Here is an 18,711-nt window from a genome sequence, read left to right on the forward strand (position 1 = left end):
CGCCGGAAAACCCGGTGATTTTAACCCAAATAAACAATAATCATTATGCCAGTAAACGAAAAAATCACAGACGCAGTAACGCAATCCAACGTAAAAGTAGTAGCAGAATCTCCTGCAATGGCTCTAAGTAACGTGTATCAATCTGCAGCACATTCCACAGGAATCATGTTTGAAAATGCAATTAATACGCAAAACCAACAAAACATTGTTACTCAGGCAGCCACTACACAAGGGGTGACTCAAATCTACAGCCTGGATACGATAGCCGATGCGGTTTCTATTGCTAAAATCCTTACTCCGTAATCCCTTTTTCTCAACAGCTTATATAACCTTATCCGAACAGCCGGAAACTCCGGTTGTTTTTTAAACCAAATAAACAATAATCATTATGCCAGTAAACGAACAAATCACAGACGCAGTAACGCAATCCAATGTAAAAGTAGTAGCAGAATCTCCTGCAATGGCTATGGCCAACGTATATCAATCAGCAGCACATTCTACAGGAATCCTGTTTGAAAATGCTGTGAACACTCAAAACCAGCAAAACATTGTTACACAAGCTGCAACTACACAAGGTATAGCACAGATCTACAGCCTTGATACGGTTGCCGATGCGGTTTCAATTGCAAAGATCCTTAATCCGTAATCACTTTTTGCGAACAGCTTAAATACCATTATCCTAACAACCGGAAATTCCGGTTGTTTTTAACCCAAATAAACAATAATCATTATGCCAGTAAACGAACAAATCACAGACGCAGTAACGCAATCGAACGTAAAAGTAGTAGGAGAATCTCCTGCAATGGCTTTAAGTAACGTCTATCAATCTGCTGCCCATTCTACAGGAATTATGTTTGAAAATGCAGTGAATGCACAAAACCAACAGAATATCTTGGGCCAGGCAGCCACTACACAGGGCGTTATCCAGATCTACAGCCTTGATACTGTAGCAGATGCCGTTTCTATTGCTAAAATTTTACATCCTAAATTATAGTGTTTTTTAGATTTCTTGTGATCAGGGAGTACATCAATGTGCTCCCTGATTCTTTTTGCATACGATCTACTTATCAAACAGTACAATTTCATCAGGATTTATCACCTTATTCTGTACGGCATAAATAACAAGTCCGGCCATATTTTTCACTCCGGTTTTGATCATCAGATTGGTCTTGTGAGTTTCTACTGTTTTGGGTGAAATAAACAATGAATCTGCAATTTCTTTGGTGCTCAGCTGCTGGCAAACCAATTTTAGGACATCAATCTCTCTGTCCGTCAGTTCATTTTTCGAGAATGCATGAAACTCAGGAAGCTTATTGGAAAGTTGAGTCCTCATGACATCAATCTGGTCATTGGAGAAATAATGTCCTGTATGATAAACCGTTTTGATAACCGATAACAATTCTTCGAGTTCAATTTCTTTGGGTAAAAAAGCATGAGCCCCCATTTTCAGCATCTGCCCCATGAATGAACGGCGGTAGAAACTGGAAAGAACAATGATTTTTGTTTCGGATTCTCTTTGAGCCAGTTCAGCCATGACTTCAAGCCCATCGCCATTGGTCATCCTCAGATCCAGAATCAGGATATCTAAAGACGCAGAATCCTGTTCTTTAAGAAACTGATATCCGCCTGTTGAGGTAAGCAACACCTGATAATCTCCGTTATTTTCAATATAATTTTTCAAAAGCTGTACAAACAGCAGGTCATCATCTACAATTCCAATTTTAATTTTTGAGTATTCCATGTTTATTTTTTATTGTAATGCCATACAGGCAATGAATTTTGTGCCTTTTTCAGGCTGGGTTTTAAGTTTATAGATTGCTTTAATTTTTTGTGCTCTTGACCGGATATTTCTCAGCCCAATACCTGCTGACTGGTTTTCAACGGTAAATCCACGGCCGTTATCTTCTATGGTTAATATTAAATAGTTCGGAGAGATTCTTAAGGAAACATCCACTCTGCTGGCCTCAGCATGTTTTAAAATATTGGTGATCAGTTCCTGAATAATTCTGAAAAGATTAAGTTTTACGGGATTACTGATCGGTGTCCTTATTGTCATATGACGGAAAATAACCTCTATATTTTTATTGATCTGATCAAGATAATCTGCAATTAAATCTACCAGTTCAACCTCCTCAAGATCAGGCGGAGTAAGATTATGAGACAGTTCCCGTATCAGCTGCATTGATTTTTTTAAATCACGATTAAGATCTTCCGGTTTTTTATCATTGAGATTCAAACGGATAAGATTCAACTGTGAAATAATATTATCATGAAGTTCTTCCGCCAGCCGTTCCCGGTCCTGTTCCTGCAAAAGCAGCATATTTTCCCAATATTCATTTTTTGAATTCCGGACCAGGCGGGAAACTTTCTTTTTATTTTTTCTTATGCTTTTTAAATAACTAATCACCAACAATGTAACGAATAATGTTGTTAAAGAAAACAATCCAATACCAATCCATATCCATACAACTATCTGATCCTGATTTTCCCAACGCCCCATCCCAGATTAATAAAAGCAAGATAAAAAGACAATAGCAGAATGCCTCTAAAAAGCCAGATAGGCGCTACCCAGTTCAGATGATTGCTGATTAAAAAATTAAAGGTAGTGGAAATAACACATTCTATAGAGAAAAACAGAAAAACGATGATGTTCCCGATAAACATATCCCTGTCTGCCCTCCCCTCCCTGATGACTTTCATAAAATAAGCAGCAGCATAACTACAGATGATAATACTGGAGACAATATTGGAATAAAATGTAACCTGCCTATCATTTTGCACATATAATACATTCGTAATCAACACCAGAACAGCATAACAATAGACAATCCCTCTTAATGTGCGGGAAAGCTGGATATAATAATGGTTATAAATTACTGTAAGAATCATCAAACCAAAAAACTGGCTCAATATATAATTGTAAGTATTGAGTGCATTTACTTTCATCAGCCGGTCCGTTAAATCCGTCAGCTCCAGCATCAATTCTCCTGAGAGCAATATAATCACAGGAAGTTTTGTTTTAATCCTTTCTTTTATCAATACAATCAATCCGGTACACAAGACGAGATTAATGATAATTTGTAAATAAAGGGATAAGCTGTTATACGACAACACTGGTACTTTGCTTCAGAAGTTGATAGTCATTAAGAGTATCAATAATCGTAAAAGGAGGTCTTGGTGTGGAATAATTTTCAGCAGTCTCGCTCATATGATTAATGGCCAGACTTTTCACGGTAATGATTTCGATATGATAAGGGAAGTCGGGATTTTTTCTTTCCAGATCATCTGTAAGTCCAAAGAAACTGGTACACGTCTGTCCTGCGGTAATTCCAATATTCTCATAGTCTGAAAACGGTATGGAAATCAGTTGAAAAATATCTTCTGTTTTCTGAGCCTGCATCCAGGAAGTCCCAAACATGTTCCACCTGAAGTTACGGTTAATGGCTGATTCAGCAGTAATGGGAGGAACATCTATCACGATGTCATTGCTGCTTTCTATTTTTGATTCACTGAATTCTACTAAGAAGTCTTTAACAACAATGGTATTGAAATGAGCATCTTTATCACTTTTAGAATCGATCAGGAAAAATTTCAGCTTACCTTCATGAATACCCACATAGGCATGAATCATTTGGGGTTCTGTGGTTCCTAGATTTTTTTTCCATTGTTCAATGTCTTCACCTGAAACGCTGAAGTGAGTTCCCTGATTCAAATAATTCAAAATTTCTGCTCCATTCCTGTCAATTCCGTTTTTGTAGGAATCAATAAGATTTTTCCATTTTCTGATAGCTTCAAAGATGTTTTCAGTAGTCATGATAATATTTATTTGTGAATGATAATTATTTTATGCGTTGAAATTTACAAAAAAAAGAGACTGGTATTCCTTTTTAAATCACATTCAGGTGGAAAATAAAATTTAATTGAATAAAAATGAATTTTTCTTCTGTTTCTGATAAAATTAAATCAGGAACACCTCTTATCTTTGCACCGGAAACCTTCTCCTTTAAACAAGAACGATCATGATTCCATTCCACGAGCTCCTATTTTTCATACTGGCTGCACTCATTTTAGTCATCAGCCCCGGTCCTAATATGATTTATCTGATATCAAAGTCTATAACACAGGGGAAAAAGTCCGGATTTATCTCATTAGCCGGAGTCGTATGTGGATTTTTATTCCATATCATCATGGTTTCATTTGGTCTTACAGCTGTTTTGCTGGCTGTTCCACTCGCGTATACCGTTCTTAAAACACTGGGAACAATCTATCTTTTATATCTTGCTTATCAGGCTATAAAACCGAAAAGCAGAAATATTTTTGATGTTGATAAAAATGGTGCTCACGATAGTCCCAAAAAGCTTTTCACCATTGGTTTTTTAACAAATGTACTGAATCCGAAAGTGGCTGTTTTTTACCTGTCTTTCTTTCCTCAGTTCATCAAACCAGAGTATGGTTCGATATTGACCCAAAGTCTGGAACTTGGGGTCATCCAGGTTCTGATCAGCTTCAGCATCAACTTTATCATTGTACTAACAGCTGCAAGAGTTGCTGTATTCTTTTCCAATAATCCGGTCTGGATAAAGGTCCAGAAATGGTTTATGGCCAGTGTATTAACCTATTTAGCCATAAAAATGGCATTTTCAAAAGCAAAATAAAATCCGGAACAGGTTTCTTTCTGTTCCGAATTCTGTTGTATATTCATATAAAATCTGACTTGAAGAAAGCATCATGGTTATGCACCGCGAATTTGAGATTAAAATCCAGGATGTAAAACCGTGAAAATACGTAATTTTGCTGTTCCGTATTATCCTCATCAGAAGAGCTTTTAAAGATGAAACAGACCATTCCCACCTATGATTTAAACGGTATTACCCATCATCAGTTCCATGTCAAAAGGATGGATAAACGTACTCAGGAAGCTGGGGATATTCTTCTGGACAAAGGAATTCATCGGGACAGTCATTATATTTTCACCTGTATGGAAAGCGGCCATGTAAGAATGATGGTTGATTTCAAAACGGTTGAAGCCAAAGATTCCACTATTTTCTGTGTATTGCCGGGGCAGGTACATCAGGGACTTTTAATGAAAGAGGTCTGCGGATGGTTTGTGGCGGTAAAAGCAGAACTTGTTCCTGACCCGGTACGTTCTTTTTTTGATGAATCTCTGGGCGACATACAACCGTTGTCTGTGGACAAAGGCCTTGTTAAAAAGATTAATACGACAGCCAGTTTGCTTCATGCATCCTATACGAACGAAATGCTTTCCACTAAAGAAGGATTTCTCATCGTTCAATCGTTGCTTAATGCTTTTCTCGGAATGTTTGCTCTGATGTATTCGCGGAAGAATATTTCTCCGGCTTCGGATGAAAACCGTGCTTTACAGCTGTCAAGAGCATTCAGGATTTTGGTTCGGAAAGATTTTAAAACCATGAAAAGTCCATCTGAATATGCTGCAGCTTTACATATCACAAGAGGATATTTAACGGAAACCGTTCGTGAAGTCACAGGAAAGCCTGCACAACACTGGATTCACCAGGAAATTCTGACTGAAGCCAAAAGATTACTGGTCTTTACCAATCTGAGTATAAAAGAGGTGGCTTATGAACTGGGATATAGTGATCACACCTATTTCAGTCGTTTGTTTTCCAAACTGGAAGACCAGTCTCCGTCAGAATTCCGGAATCAGCACCAATAGATACCCAACCACGAATAGTCCAATTAATTCCCCGAAACCGCTATCGGTATTTTCTGATTTTGCAACGTCCTTTGCAATAAAAATGATTTATGCCAAGCCTACCAAAATGGATCAATGACACCGTAGAAAATGTTTGGTCCTCCAAATTTAAAGAATGCACCGTTAGCCATATAGAACAGATTACCCATGATCTTCGACTGATACGCTTTGAAACAGAATTACAGGATGTACCTTATGAACCTGCCTATGCCATTGGAATAAGGATCAACGACAGGGATTTCAGGAATTATTCTCCTTTTAATTTTAACAAAGAAGCAGGAACTTTCGATGTTTTGTTTCATTTGCATGACATGTCTGCTGCCGGAAGTCATTTTGTAACCCGGCTGACAAAAGGAAATTCTATCAAACTTTTAATGCCCAGAGGGAAACAATTTTTTGCCCCCAATGCCAAAATTCATTTTTCTGTAGGGGATGAAACTTCTTTGGGAAGTTCGCTTTCAATCAAGGAAGCCGTAGAAGAATCCGGTTCTTTATTCATTTGCCTGCATGAGCTGGATGAGTGTTCTGCTCTTGAAAAACTGAATTTATATGGGTATCACTGTCCCAAAAATAATACCATGAGAATGATTGAAGCTTTGAATGACTTTCTGAGAGAAGAAAAAGAATCTATTTCTGATGATGAAGTTGTGTTTTATCTTACAGGAAACGGAGAACGTATGTCTTTGATCAGAAAATTTCTTAAAGCCAGAGGCGTATCACCAAAATGTATCAAATCACAGGCGTATTGGATTGAGGGTAAAAAAGGATTGTAAAAATGGGGAAAAGAGTACTTACTTTAAACTTTTATTTATTGAACCATTAAGATTGTATTAAGGTGTTGAGAGTATTAAGATAAGCTTCGCTTTAAGCTTAAAAATCAGAATGATTCATCTTAATTATACTTTATTTCTTAATCCTTCTTCATGGTTTTAATATATATCCTATTTTTTTGATACGTTTAAATAATTTCTTTAATAATGAAACTTTATCTGATAATAAAAACAATTATTACCGGATAAAGTTATCATTGTTCAATACCTAAAAATATTGTGCGGTTATTTCTGTTTCCTTCCTAGCCCCTTGACTTTTTTCAACCATTTGGAACGCTGCTCCTCTTTAGAATTCCTGATAATTCCAATATAAGTCACCTTCACCGGCTTTACCCCACAGTATTCCAGGATAGATTTCCTGAGCTGATTTACGCTTGGTCTGCCAAAGAACAGACGGTAATACCATCCCGGCTGGTCTAATGTTGTTATGATATGGGCTGTTTTATCTTTTAAAAGCTTGTCCCACCATACCGAATTTTCACGGTATTTATAAGCCATTCCCGGTAAAAAAAGCCGGTCTATAAATCCTTTCATTATGGCAGGAAATCCTCCCCACCACACCGGATGTACCCATACCAAATGATCTGCCCATTGAATAATTTCCCAGGCTTTCAGCAAATCCGGTTCAAGCTCCATTCTTTTCTGATATCCGAACTGTAAATTGGGATTGAAGGTGAGATCCCGTATAACGATTTCCCTCACTTCTGCTCCCGTTTCTGAGGCTCCCAATCTATAAGCTTCTGCCACTCCAAAATTAAAAGAGTCTTGATTTGGATGTCCGTTGATAATGGCTATTTTTTTCATGATTTCACATTAATATTGATAGAATCATAGGCATTAAGCTGTGCCATTAATGATAAAGGTTCATGCAGCTGATGACTGAAATACACCTTGTTTTCATGAGGATTTCTCAACAGTTCTTCGGTATGCAGAACAGCAGATAAAGCGGTTAATTCCGCCTGCCCTTTTTCACTCTGCAAACTCAGTCTCTTTTGTCCTGACGGGTCATCAACTACAATTTCAAAGACCGCCTGATCTCCGTTACCACTGGATCCAAAAATCATTTTTCTTTCTTTTAAAGACAAAATACTGTAGATTCTGAGATATTGAAATGCTCCCAGCAGCCAGGTAATAAATTTTGAATTGTAGGTCATCTTCACACTCACATCGGAAATCCTTTCCACTTTATTGAGAATGTACAGATCCGGAACATCAAAATTATAGGCACTTCTATGCCCGATTCCAAAAGAAAAACTGAAGGTTTCCGTATCAAGAAAATGCCGTATAGAAACCGGTTTATCATTCTTATAATGAACAAAAGGAACGGCTACATTTTCTGCCATAAAGTGAGCCGAACTCTCACCTGCAAGATCTTTTACGGAATAATAGACAAAGAGTTTTACTTCATTAATATCTCCTGAGTCCGAAAGGATATTAGCCAATGCAGGGACAATCCCGCCCATCCATCCTGAACTGAAAACAATTCTGCTGTTTACATCTGATTTTTGTGCGATATCATAAGCTTTCACCAAAGCCGGAGTAGGTTTGGTAATATCCAGATAATCTATTTGATGATCAATGGCAAAACGAAGTACATGGTCTTCTTTATCATTCACAGAAAGAATGATGAGGTGTATCTTTTTTTCGGAAATAATTTTAAAGGAGGAAGGGTCTGTAACATCAATCTTCAGGTCTTTATCTGTTTTTCCACCTTTTCTGCCCCCGATAAAAACAGTAACATTAGGATTTCTTGATTTCAGGATTCGGGAAATTGTCTTTCCTACCAATCCATTTCCTCCGATAATTAAAATATTTTGCTCCATAACTTTTTTTGACAAAAGTAGAGCGCTGCTGTTTCAATAAGCAGGACAAATGTCTAAAAAGAAATTTCCTTTCTGATACGGCTCAGGTGGCGTTGAGTAATGCCAAGGTAGGAAGCCAGATATTGCAATGGAATGTTTTGAATATAATCAGGATGATTCTTTACTAATGTTTCATACCGTTGGGCTGCGCTGTCTCTCTGAAGCTGAAAAAACCGTGTTTCAAGTTCAAGATATTCCTGTTCTGCAATAATCTTTAAAAATTTTGTCCAGTTTATGCTCTTCTTCACCAGTTCATCTACCGCTTCTTTTTTAATGATAATCACTTCAGCATTGGTAATAGCCTGCATACTTTCTTTGCTGGGACATCCGGAGACAAATGAGGAATACGCAGCGATCATATGATTGGGAAACCTGAAGCAATATGTCATATCTTTTCCCTCGTCAGAAGTATAAAAAGAACGGAAAATACCAGACTTCACCAAGCCTACTTCCTTACAAAACTCTCCTTCCTGTATGAAATAATCATTTTTACGGATAATTCTGAATTCAGAAAACTTCAGAAATTCTTCAATTTCATCTTCTGAGAACAGATTAAAGCTTCGAAAATAGTCACGTTCCATGATATCAAATAAGTTTCAGCGAAAATAAATAAAAAGATGGAGGAAATGTTGTTTATAAACGCAGAGTTTTAATTTTATACAATTCTATTTTAAGAAAGCAAAGAGGGAGACTGTCTCAAAAGTGAATAATTCGGATTTTATCATTCTGAATGAAATGGAATGAAGAATCTGATACTTCTCGTTATTTATGAGATTCTTCCTTCGTCAGAATGACACTTTTGAGACAACCTCTTTTTAAGCAGGGGCATATTGATAAATTTCAATTGAAAACAAAAAAAAATCATCTCAGGACGAGATGATCTACCGTTTTGAATTTACTTGAGTTATTTATGAAGATATGAATGATGTTTGTTGTAACAAAGATAGGTGAACCTTATTTTTTATGCATCAGTGGAATCCCTGTAATTATATCCGTAAAAATACGGTTGTATAAAAAGAAAAGCCCTGCAGGAAATACCTTACAGGACTTTTGGATTATCTAACAATATTCAGTTTAATGTTTATCATTCAAGGTTTAAAGTGATGATTTCCATTCACTTTCCACCATTAATTGTATTAAAGAGGGCTTACCAATTGAAGGAACCATTCTTTAACTTCTCCTTCCAGGTATGGAGCAAGCTTTTCTTCACATGTTTTATGGTATCCGTTCAGCCATGCGATTTCGCTTTCTGAAAGGATTTCTTTTACCACTGTATCTTTGAAGAACGGGCAGAATGTTAATGTTTCAAATTCATAGAATGTTCCGTGAATTGTTTTTTCTGCTTCTTTTACGGCAATCAGGTTTTCGTGACGAATTCCATAGTGCCCTTCAAGATAGTAACCCGGTTCATTGGAACATACCATTCCCGGAAGAAGTTCCTGAGGATTCAGATCTTTTCTTATGTTTTGTGGTCCTTCGTGTACATTCATGAAACTTCCTACCCCATGTCCTGTTCCGTGGTTGAAATCTTTCCCTTCCATCCATAGCGGAAGTCTTGCAATAGCATCAAGCTGTACTCCTTTTGTACCTTTCGGGAATTTCACCATAGATAAACGGATCAATCCCTGTAGTACCAATGTTGAATTTCTTTTAAACTCTTCCGAAGGGGTTCCTAAGGCAAAAGTTCTTGTAATATCTGTAGTTCCTTCAAGGTACTGGCCTCCTGAATCTACCAGAATAGTTTCCTCGTTGGTTACTTCTTTGCTTCCTTCTTTTTTGGCAGAATAGTGCATGATAGCACCATTATCTTTATATCCTACGATAGACCCGAAACTTTCTCCTACAAAATTTTCACCTTCTGCACGGAAGCTTCTCAGTTTTTGTCCGATAGAATATTCATTCATGGCTTCTTTTCCTGCATTGTGCGTTAGCCAGTAAAGGAATTTCACCATTGCTACTCCGTCTCTTACCATTACTGTTCTGAAACCATTCAGTTCAGCTTCGTTTTTCTGAGCTTTCATCAGGTTACCAGGAACCGGAGCTTTGATAAACTGATTGTCTGATTTTAATGTTTCAAAAATCTGTTGGTTGCTGTTTGGAGAAACCAGCACTTTTTCGTTTTTAAAGGTCTTCAGATAATTGTAAAATTCTTCGTAAGGCATCATTTTTACAAAGGAGTCATCCATTTGTTTTCTGGCTGCCACTTCCATTTTCTCTAATCCTGTGAACAGAACAGCGTCGTTTTTAGTAATCACAATGTATCCTAAGAATACAGGATTGCTTTCTACATCGCTTCCTCTCAGATTCAGTGTCCATGCGACATCATCCAGACTTGAGATAATGTGTACGGTAGCTTCCTGCTCTTCCATTTTCTGACGAATCGCAGAGATTTTATCGGATACTGATTTACCCGCTCTTTCTACCGGATGTACGAAAATAGGGTTAGCAGACGGAGTTCCTCTGTCTTTCCATACTTCTTTTAAAAGCGGAGCATCTGCCAGGGTAATATTTTTGGAATTGAATTTCTGAGAAAGCAGTTCCCAGTTGGCATGAGAAGCTGCAACAGCATTTACTGCCACTTTACCGCCTGCCGGAATTTCTGAAATAATCCAGTCGATATAATTAGGAGTTCCTTCCATTCCATCTTTGAAAAGATCGATTCCTGAACCTTCCAGTTCGATAGCAGCCTGTGTAAAGTATCTTCCGTCTGTCCAAAGTCCGCCTTTGTCTTTGGTAATCACCACGAAACCGGCAGAACCTAAGAAACCTGACAGCCAGGCTCTCTCCTGCCATTCTTCAGGAAGATATTCGCTCATATGCGGATCTGCAGAATATACTATAAATGCATCAACATTATTTTTCTGCATTTCTTCACGAAGCGCAGCAACTTTTTCCTTTGAAGTCATTCTTTTTATTTTTAACCACCGAAAGTTACAAAAAATTTGATGTCTGAAGGGTAAATCTATCCGCTATTTTGCTTAATAATTCTTTATAGTTAAAGCGGTCATTAAAAAATCAAACTACTAAATATATTTCATAAAATAAATCACTTTTAAGTAAAAAAAACTACCATATTACCAAAATAATAAATTTTTGGAAGGATTATTGCTACATTCTATTTCATGAAACAGCAAAACTACCATAACCACAGAAAATTCTATCTGCCACATCATTTTATTTATCTTCCTTTGCTCATTATATTGGAGATATCAGGAATTTATAAAATCTGGGATGATCCCGGAAATCAGCTGGTCTGGATACTGTTTTCTGTCGTGATTTTTTTGCTTTTTTATCTGGCATTGATGACAAGGCAGCACTATGCACTGGGACTTCAAAACCGTATGGTAATTCTGGAGTTTAAACAGCGTTATTTCGAGATCTTCAATAAAAGATCTGATGAAACTGCTGAGAAATTGAAATTCGATCAGATTGCTGCCCTGAGATTTACCTATGATGATGAATTCAAAGAGCTTTTATACAGAGCACTTCATGAAAACATCTCAGGAGATGAAATTAAAAGGTCTATCAAAAAATGGAGGGCTGACCGACTCAGAATTTAACACACCAACAAAATATATACCTATGAAAAAATGGACCTTTTACAGTATTACAATATTAATGTTGTTGACACTTACAAGTTGTGAAGCCGTAGAAACGATTTTTAAGGCCGGAATGTGGTGGGGAATAATCTTAGTCTGTGTGATAGTAGGAATTCTTTTACTGATTTTTTCGAAGGGTAAAAACTCTTAACCATGTTTTATGGAGAAGAATACAGACTTGGAGATGATTTCTCACCTTAAGCCTTCAAAAATTGTTAAAATAATGAAGGACCCGGAAGCTTCTGCAAAGGCGGTACATCTTGTATATACCACCGATGCAGAAACCGCCGGAATTACCCGTAAAAAAACCGGAAAGAAATATTCCTATTATAAAGACGGAGAAAAAATAAAGGATAAAGAGGAAATTACCAGAATCAATAAACTGGTCATTCCGCCTGCCTGGGAAAACGTATGGATCTGTGCGCTTGACAACGGCCACCTTCAGGCCACAGGCTTTGATGTAAAGCAAAGAAAGCAATACCGCTACCACCCTCTGTGGAGTGCTTTAAGAAATCATACAAAATTTTACAGAATGCTTCAGTTCGGGTATGCATTACCGGACATCCGTCTGCATTTAGAACAGGATCTTGCCCTGAGAAATTTTGAGAAGCGAAAAATCCTTGCTTTAATTGTAAGCCTTATGCAAAGAACCAATATCCGTATCGGGAATAATGTGTATGAAAAACTGTACGGTTCTTTTGGCCTTACCACATTAAGGGATAAACATGTAAAGGTAAAAGGACAGAAAATTTCTTTTTCTTTTAAAGGAAAGAAAGGTATCATGCATCAAATCGACCTCAGGAGTCCAAGGCTGGCAAGGCTTATTCAGAAATGCAAGGACATTCCCGGAAAAGAACTCTTCCAGTATTTTGATGATGAAGGAAACCGTCATTCTGTAGATTCAGGGATGGTGAACGACTATATCAAAGAGATCAGTGGTGAAGATTTTACTGCTAAGGATTTCAGAACCTGGTCCGGAACAGTAAGTGCGCTGATTGCTTTTAAAGAAATAGGCTATGCGGAAAATGATACTGAATATAAAAAGAAGGTAAAAGAAGCCCTGGACATCGTGGCAGAAAATCTGGGAAATACATCTACCGTCTGCAGAAAGTATTATGTTCATCCTTTAGTCATCAACCTTTATGAGAATAATACCATCAAAAAATATCTTGATGAACTGGAAGTGATAGAAGAAAATGACGGAAAAGCCGATCTTACAAAAGAGGAAAGACTGGTGCTGAAGATCCTGGAAAACGAGAGGATGTAGAAAGATGGGAGAATGGAAGCTGGGAGAGGGAAGTTCTGAAACTCTTAAAAACAACTTCTGAACTTTCAACTCATTTTGTTTACCCTGTTTCAATACCTCCAGCATCTGACATCCCGCCTCCAGCCTTACTATACAGATATTCTACTATTATTCAAAAACTGAACCCTGTATTCCTTTGGCGTAATTCCTGCAATTTTTTTGAAAAGCTGTGTAAAATGGGAAGCAGTATGAAAGTTCAGTTCGTAGGCAATCTCTGCAATATCTTTACTGGAGTGAAGTAATGCTTTGCTGTAATTGATATCAATCTCATTGATCCATTGTTTTGGAGATTTTTGAGTTACCCCTTTGACACACTTATTCAGATAACTTTCTGTAACGGACAGTTTATCGGCATAAAAAGCCACTCTTTTTTCCCCAACATGATATTTAAACAAAAGATCACGGAACTGAAGAGAGAGCTCCATCGGACGTGTTGCAGATTTGTGATGGTTGTCAGAATCTGTGCTGAGCATTTTGATTAAAATAAGATGAAGCATTGTCACTACGACATCATTAACATTGAGGTTATTCAACCACAATTCCTGTTCCATGATCGGGAGAAGCTGAGTAATAGTTCCATAAGTCAGGCTATCCAGATTGAGGAAAGGGGTCATAAAAAAGATACTGCTTTTATGCTTGGGCAGTTCCTGTTCAGAAAGAATATTATTTTCATAGGCAAGAAAGAAACCTTCAATATCATCTGACAGTTCAACAGTTGCGGTAATTGTTCCTTGTTTGATAAAGATGACTCCTCCTTTTTCCGCATGATATTCTTTATTTTCAAGATACTGTCTGATATGCCCGTTGGTAACGAAAATAATAAAATTGAATGTGGTACGGTACGGAATGACCGGCATCAGAATACCTTTAAGATAATTTTCTATCCGATACAGCTGTATATCAGCATTGTTAGCTAATATCTTGTCCGTAATATTGGGCAGAAAAAGCTTTTTATATTGAAAATTGGATAGCACTTCCATATCCTTGTTATGATTATTTAAAGTTATACAAAATATTTTAAAGCAGGTGAGGAAAGCGAAAGAGTGAAAACGCTAAAGTGTAAATAGTAAAAATCCCGAAAACACGTATCCCGAACCCCAAAATTTACTCTCTCCAACCTTCATACTCTCCCGCTCTCCTGTTTAGAACTTATAATACACGCCTACTCTCACTCCAAAAGGACTTCCCGGTGTATAGGTAAGATCTGTAATAGGCTCTGCTTCTCCTTTTAACTGTGTTTCTGTGGCAAACTGAGCTTCGTTCCATTTTACATTGAAAAGGTTGTTCAGCTGAACATTCGCTCCCCATTTCTGACGGTTATAGGAAAGCATCAAATCATTCACAAAATAGGCTTTCGTTCTGATGCTGTTATCCTCTACTGCTGGTCTTGCTCCCAGATATCTGTACTGAAGTCCCAGAGAAAAACCATTCAGGAAATCCCAGTTAACAGATCCTGTACTGGTAACTACCGGAGCCAGCGGAACGTAGTCCTGACCTTTTTCTTCTTCGGTAAATCTTGCGTGGGAATAATTGATATCTGCATTCAGATAAAAATTTTCCAACGGGTGGAAGCGAACGCCAAGATCAGCTCCGAAACGTCTTGATTTTCCGGAAGGCTCTACCACTGCATCATCTCCTACATACACAAATTCCTGCTGAAGATCCATATACCATAATGCCGGAGTAATGATCAAAGATTTGAACGGGTGTAATCTTACCCCGAAATCCGCACCAATAGAATATGGAAGGGTATTTTCGTTCTTATTGGGAACCACCACCCTTAGGTCATTGGAGTGAAAGCCCATTCCTGTTTTCAGGAACCACATCACATTGTCATTCTGAGCATAGGAGAAATTAAGTTTAGGGCTTAATCTTGTTGCTTCTTTTGACTGTCCGGATGGCAATTGCTCCACATCCAGCAGATTATGCATATTAAAGATAAAATGATCCACCCTCAAAGCCGGATTGATGGTCCATTTTCCTGTTTTCCATATCAATCCTGAATAGGCATGAAGATTGGTTTCTGTTCCTGTCACATCTGATAATCTGTCCAGCAGAAGATCTCTGTGATAAACGTGATTAAGCTGTAAGGTGTTGATATCATCATTTCTTAATCCGATTCCTGAAGTCCAGTTTAAAGAGCTGTTGGCAAAGGAAAAGGACTTTGTATATTTTATTTCGGCTCCGTAAATATTTCTTCCGTCCGTCTGCTGAATCTCATCACCATGCTCTTTATCTTTTAAATTAAAGGTAAAATCAGAATACAGGTTGAAGTTATATTTTGAATAAAAAGCCATCGCATCAATCTGCTCGGAAGGAGAAATAATATGCTTGAAATTCATCTGAAGGTTTGTTCTGGAAGTTTTTCCGCCTTCTGTGGGATCTATACTTCCCCATCTTCCAATGATTCCTTCATCTACAGCACGTTCCGGAATCTGTCCGGAAGCATTCCATGAAGAATTAAATGTTGAAAACTGGATGTTGAAATAGTCTTTGTCAGTCAGCCATTGATTGTATTTACCGAAGATATTAACCCTGTTAAAATTCTGTTTTACATCAAAAGGTCCGTCTGTATAATTGTATTCTGCAGCTATGTAAGCATTTTTTCTTCCCAGATCATCATGTAAGATATTGAACATTCCCAATACTCTTTTGGAGTTGAACGAACCTCCTTCCAGTTTTATCATACTGTTTTTCAAGCCATTGTAGGTCTGAAAATCAACATAACCAGCTGTGTTGAAGTCCCCACGATCCATGTAATAAGCTCCTTTTCCAAAATCGATATTATTGACAGTTTCAGGAATCACAAAGTGTAAATCAGAATATCCCTGACCATGGGCATGGGAAACAATGTTCACAGGCATTCCGTCTACATTCACGCTTACATCGGTACCGTGATCCGCGTCAAATCCTCTTAAAAAAAGCTGCTCAGCTTTTCCTCCTCCGGCATGCTGCGCAATAAACAGTCCCGGAACTTTTCTCAACAAATCCTGCGCTGAGTTGACCGGAAATTTATTCAGATCAACCTTTGTAATGGCAGATAGAAACGAACTGTGATTAATGGCTACTTCAGAAATCTGAAAAGGTTTATGCTGTAAAAAAATAACTTTATTTTTATCATCATCATTAGTCACTACCCATTTTATTTCATCATATCCCTGACGGCTGATCACAAGGGTATCAGGAAGAGATTTTACGGGAACGGCAAATGTTCCGTCTGTTGCCGTATGGGTATGACTGTTTCCATGGTCGTATTTCACCAAAACATCTGCAATGGGAAATTTGTCATCTGCATCTTTTATCAACAACTGTTTTTCTGCTTCCTGCGCCATCATTTTTCCACTGAACATCATAACCAGAAATACGGCTGCTATTTTTGTTATTTTCATTTTTTAGTTTAATTATATTTAAATTTTAGAAGTTAGAAACTAGAGGTTAAAGGAATATCAATAGTGAATTTTGCTTCGCAAGTGAATTGTCAATCATTATGAAAAAACTTTAAACTTTAAACTTTAAACCTTGAACTTTCTCACTCTCAAACCCTCAAACCCTCCAACTCTAAGACTCTCTAACTTTTTATTTTTTCGTTTTAAGAAATACTTTTTGAATCAAAAGCGTAATCCACGTTCCAGCTACGAATGGGAAAGTAAATACTCCACCCACAATATCCAGACAGTGATTGTCTATTAACAGGTCATCAATGGCAATGGTAATAAGGACAGCAATAAGCACCCATAAACCATCTGTTTTTTTGACACCTGAAAAAACAATGGCAGAAAGCACTGCGTTAAAACCAAATAATCCCATGTGAATTTCTTTGATGGGTTCTCCATTCAATTGTGATAATCCTGCACCCAGAATTGATGCTGCCAGTCCATATAAAGCGGCTACCGGAGAACTAATGAAAACGGCCAGGAAGAAAATAATTCCTGAGAGTATTCCTCCCTGAAATATCACTTCACCAAAACCATTGGTACAGGTAAGAAAGTCATCATATTCTGTTGGAACCACTTCAATGCTCAACATCGCAGAAGGTGGAATATGGGTAAAATGATGCAGTGCAAATACCAACACCCACGAAATAATGATGAAAGGAAAAGTAAACACCGGAATTTTCTTCTGAATAAAGAAATGCTGTATCACAGCCGCCAATGCTCCGCCCAATACAATAAGAACCCAGATCAATAGTGTTGCCTGAAACAGAAATGCCAGCGCTACTCCCACCAGTGCTGCACTGAAACCATAAAGACCGGCATTAATTTCAGATTTGTCATAATTAAGCTTCATTGCAGTGAAAGTTCCGGCTGCTGTTGAAAGCAAAACGGCCACTCCACACTGCCAGCTTCCCATAAAAATTCCTATCAGAAAAAGTAGACCAGTCCATCTGTTTTCCTGGAGCATAATCTGCCCGATTCCTTTTAAAATATTGTCTATAAAGGGTAGTTTTTTGAAAAATTCGTCCATAGTTTTTTAATTTATTAATAATGGGGTTGTTGTTTGTTTTTCGTTGCGGGTTGTTTTTCGTTGCGGGTTGTTGTTTGTTGCGGGTTGCGAGGTGCGGGTTTCGGAATCCACCTCAAAACTCTCAAACCCTCTTACCCTCAAACTCTCCCGCTAGAATCCCGAATCCCGAAACCCGAAACCCCGAATCCCGTTTACCATCCAAGAAAGACCATTCCAACTCCGCAAACAGTTACTACCGCTCCGCTTACCACGCCCATATATCTTTCCAGTTTTTCTGTATTGAATAGTGTTGAGTAACCATAACGTCCCAAAAGAACCATTCCAAGCATGGTCAACACTGTTGTTGCTGTGAAAGAGGTTACCAGTACGGCAATTTCAGACATGGAATGTTTTACTCCTGAATAAAATAATAAGGGAATCAAAGGTTCACTTGGTCCCATCACGAAAATCATGAACAGGACAAGCGGTGTTACTTTTATTCTTTTTTGAGGCATTACGACTTCGCTGTGATTATGTTCGTATACGTATACATCGTCACCCATCACATCAAAATGCTTATGCGGTTTGTTTCTGATTGCCTGGATGAGGCCGTATACAAGGTAAACTCCTCCAAAAATCAGCAGTGCCCATCCGGAAAAATTTCCTCTGATATCCTGAAACCAGGAGATCTTATTCAGCTGCCACCCCAGGAAAACTCCGATAAAACCTAAGATCAGAGAACTGAACACATGTCCAAATCCGCAGACAACGGTTAAGATGGCTGTTTTCATTCCACTCCATTTTTTGGATTTTGAGATGACAATGAAAGGCAGATAATGATCCGGCCCTGAAGCGGTATGTATAAAACTTATTGAAACGGCGCTCAAAAGAAGTGCCCAGACTGTACTATCCATTTTCTATTTATCTATTATTGTTC

20 protein-coding genes are annotated in these 18,711 nt (G+C 37.9%); 8 read left to right on the plus strand and 12 right to left on the minus strand.

Translation table 11 applies throughout. From position 1 onward, the window contains the following. Positions 1–45: 45 nt before the first annotated feature. The 3 genes from RAH34_RS00165 (at position 46) to RAH34_RS00175 (ending at position 994) form a co-directional block, all read left to right on the plus strand. The gene (locus RAH34_RS00165; RefSeq protein ID WP_034697225.1) at positions 46–303 is read left to right on the plus strand and encodes a RebB family R body protein; all 258 of its coding nucleotides are present in this window, start codon (positions 46–48) and stop codon (positions 301–303) included. Between the two features lie 85 nt (positions 304–388). Further along, on the plus strand, positions 389–646 hold the full coding sequence (locus RAH34_RS00170; protein ID WP_034697227.1) for a RebB family R body protein: 258 nt from the start codon (positions 389–391) through the stop codon (positions 644–646). 84 nt (positions 647–730) lie between these two features. After that, positions 731–994 carry a RebB family R body protein gene (locus tag RAH34_RS00175; RefSeq protein WP_114819192.1) on the plus strand — a complete coding sequence of 88 codons (264 nt, stop codon included), beginning with the start codon at positions 731–733 and terminating at the stop codon, positions 992–994. A gap of 66 nt (positions 995–1,060) precedes the next feature. On the opposite strand, the gene RAH34_RS00180 is transcribed toward RAH34_RS00175, so the two are convergent. From RAH34_RS00180 to RAH34_RS00195, 4 genes are all read right to left on the minus strand, one after another. Then, positions 1,061–1,741: a response regulator transcription factor gene (locus RAH34_RS00180; RefSeq protein ID WP_306594759.1), complete on the minus strand. Its 681-nt coding sequence runs from the start codon at positions 1,739–1,741 to the stop codon at positions 1,061–1,063. 9 nt (positions 1,742–1,750) lie between these two features. Continuing rightward, a complete protein-coding gene (locus RAH34_RS00185) occupies positions 1,751–2,500 on the minus strand; it encodes a sensor histidine kinase (protein ID WP_306594760.1) in 750 nt (249 codons plus the stop codon). Beyond that, positions 2,470–3,006 carry a hypothetical protein gene (locus RAH34_RS00190; RefSeq protein ID WP_162800846.1) on the minus strand — a complete coding sequence of 179 codons (537 nt, stop codon included), beginning with the start codon at positions 3,004–3,006 and terminating at the stop codon, positions 2,470–2,472. The genes RAH34_RS00185 and RAH34_RS00190 overlap by 31 nt, the downstream gene beginning before the upstream one ends. Before the next feature lie 94 nt (positions 3,007–3,100). Beyond that, positions 3,101–3,814 (minus strand): hypothetical protein, encoded by a 714-nt coding sequence (locus tag RAH34_RS00195; protein ID WP_306594761.1) that lies wholly within the window; start codon positions 3,812–3,814, stop codon positions 3,101–3,103. Between the two features lie 205 nt (positions 3,815–4,019). Here RAH34_RS00195 and RAH34_RS00200 point away from each other — a divergent pair, with 205 nt between their 5' ends. The 3 genes from RAH34_RS00200 to RAH34_RS00210 all read left to right on the plus strand — a co-directional run bounded on the left by RAH34_RS00200 (position 4,020) and on the right by RAH34_RS00210 (position 6,507). Next, on the plus strand, positions 4,020–4,655 hold the full coding sequence (locus RAH34_RS00200; protein ID WP_306594762.1) for a LysE family translocator: 636 nt from the start codon (positions 4,020–4,022) through the stop codon (positions 4,653–4,655). Between the two features lie 176 nt (positions 4,656–4,831). Then, positions 4,832–5,695 (plus strand): AraC family transcriptional regulator, encoded by an 864-nt coding sequence (locus RAH34_RS00205; protein ID WP_306594763.1) that lies wholly within the window; start codon positions 4,832–4,834, stop codon positions 5,693–5,695. 89 nt (positions 5,696–5,784) lie between these two features. Continuing rightward, positions 5,785–6,507 (plus strand): FAD-binding oxidoreductase, encoded by a 723-nt coding sequence (locus RAH34_RS00210; protein ID WP_306594764.1) that lies wholly within the window; start codon positions 5,785–5,787, stop codon positions 6,505–6,507. A 282-nt stretch (positions 6,508–6,789) separates the two neighbouring features. Here RAH34_RS00210 and RAH34_RS00215 read toward each other — a convergent pair whose 3' ends face one another. The 4 genes from RAH34_RS00215 to RAH34_RS00230 form a co-directional block, all read right to left on the minus strand. Then, a complete protein-coding gene (locus RAH34_RS00215) occupies positions 6,790–7,368 on the minus strand; it encodes an NAD(P)H-dependent oxidoreductase (protein ID WP_306594765.1) in 579 nt (192 codons plus the stop codon). Further along, positions 7,365–8,387: a saccharopine dehydrogenase gene (locus tag RAH34_RS00220; protein ID WP_306594766.1), complete on the minus strand. Its 1,023-nt coding sequence runs from the start codon at positions 8,385–8,387 to the stop codon at positions 7,365–7,367. The genes RAH34_RS00215 and RAH34_RS00220 overlap by 4 nt, the downstream gene beginning before the upstream one ends. A 53-nt stretch (positions 8,388–8,440) precedes the next feature. Further along, the gene (locus RAH34_RS00225) at positions 8,441–9,007 is read right to left on the minus strand and encodes a Crp/Fnr family transcriptional regulator (protein ID WP_306594767.1); all 567 of its coding nucleotides are present in this window, start codon (positions 9,005–9,007) and stop codon (positions 8,441–8,443) included. A gap of 555 nt (positions 9,008–9,562) precedes the next feature. Next, positions 9,563–11,332 (minus strand): aminopeptidase P family protein, encoded by a 1,770-nt coding sequence (locus tag RAH34_RS00230; protein ID WP_306594768.1) that lies wholly within the window; start codon positions 11,330–11,332, stop codon positions 9,563–9,565. Between the two features lie 216 nt (positions 11,333–11,548). Here RAH34_RS00230 and RAH34_RS00235 point away from each other — a divergent pair, with 216 nt between their 5' ends. Beyond that, positions 11,549–11,986, plus strand: a complete 438-nt coding sequence (locus tag RAH34_RS00235; RefSeq protein WP_306594769.1) for a DUF6526 family protein — start codon at positions 11,549–11,551, stop codon at positions 11,984–11,986. A 199-nt stretch (positions 11,987–12,185) separates the two neighbouring features. After that, positions 12,186–13,292 (plus strand): DNA topoisomerase IB, encoded by a 1,107-nt coding sequence (locus RAH34_RS00240; protein WP_306594771.1) that lies wholly within the window; start codon positions 12,186–12,188, stop codon positions 13,290–13,292. Positions 13,293–13,420: 128 nt separating this feature from the next. Here the strand turns inward: RAH34_RS00240 and RAH34_RS00245 are convergent, their stop codons facing one another. The 4 genes from RAH34_RS00245 to RAH34_RS00260 form a co-directional block, all read right to left on the minus strand. After that, on the minus strand, positions 13,421–14,311 hold the full coding sequence (locus RAH34_RS00245) for an AraC family transcriptional regulator (protein ID WP_079242523.1): 891 nt from the start codon (positions 14,309–14,311) through the stop codon (positions 13,421–13,423). Positions 14,312–14,473: 162 nt separating this feature from the next. Further along, complete coding sequence (locus tag RAH34_RS00250; protein WP_306594772.1) at positions 14,474–16,720, minus strand: TonB-dependent receptor plug domain-containing protein; 2,247 nt, start codon at positions 16,718–16,720, stop codon at positions 14,474–14,476. Between the two features lie 187 nt (positions 16,721–16,907). Beyond that, entirely contained in the window at positions 16,908–17,795 is an 888-nt protein-coding gene (locus RAH34_RS00255) for an urea transporter (RefSeq protein ID WP_306594773.1), read from the minus strand. A 191-nt stretch (positions 17,796–17,986) separates the two neighbouring features. After that, complete coding sequence (locus RAH34_RS00260) at positions 17,987–18,688, minus strand: membrane protein (protein WP_047421274.1); 702 nt, start codon at positions 18,686–18,688, stop codon at positions 17,987–17,989. Positions 18,689–18,711 lie beyond the last annotated feature (23 nt).

The sequence above is a fragment of the Chryseobacterium sp. WLY505 genome (assembly GCF_030846215.1).
Lineage (GTDB): Bacteria > Bacteroidota > Bacteroidia > Flavobacteriales > Weeksellaceae > Chryseobacterium.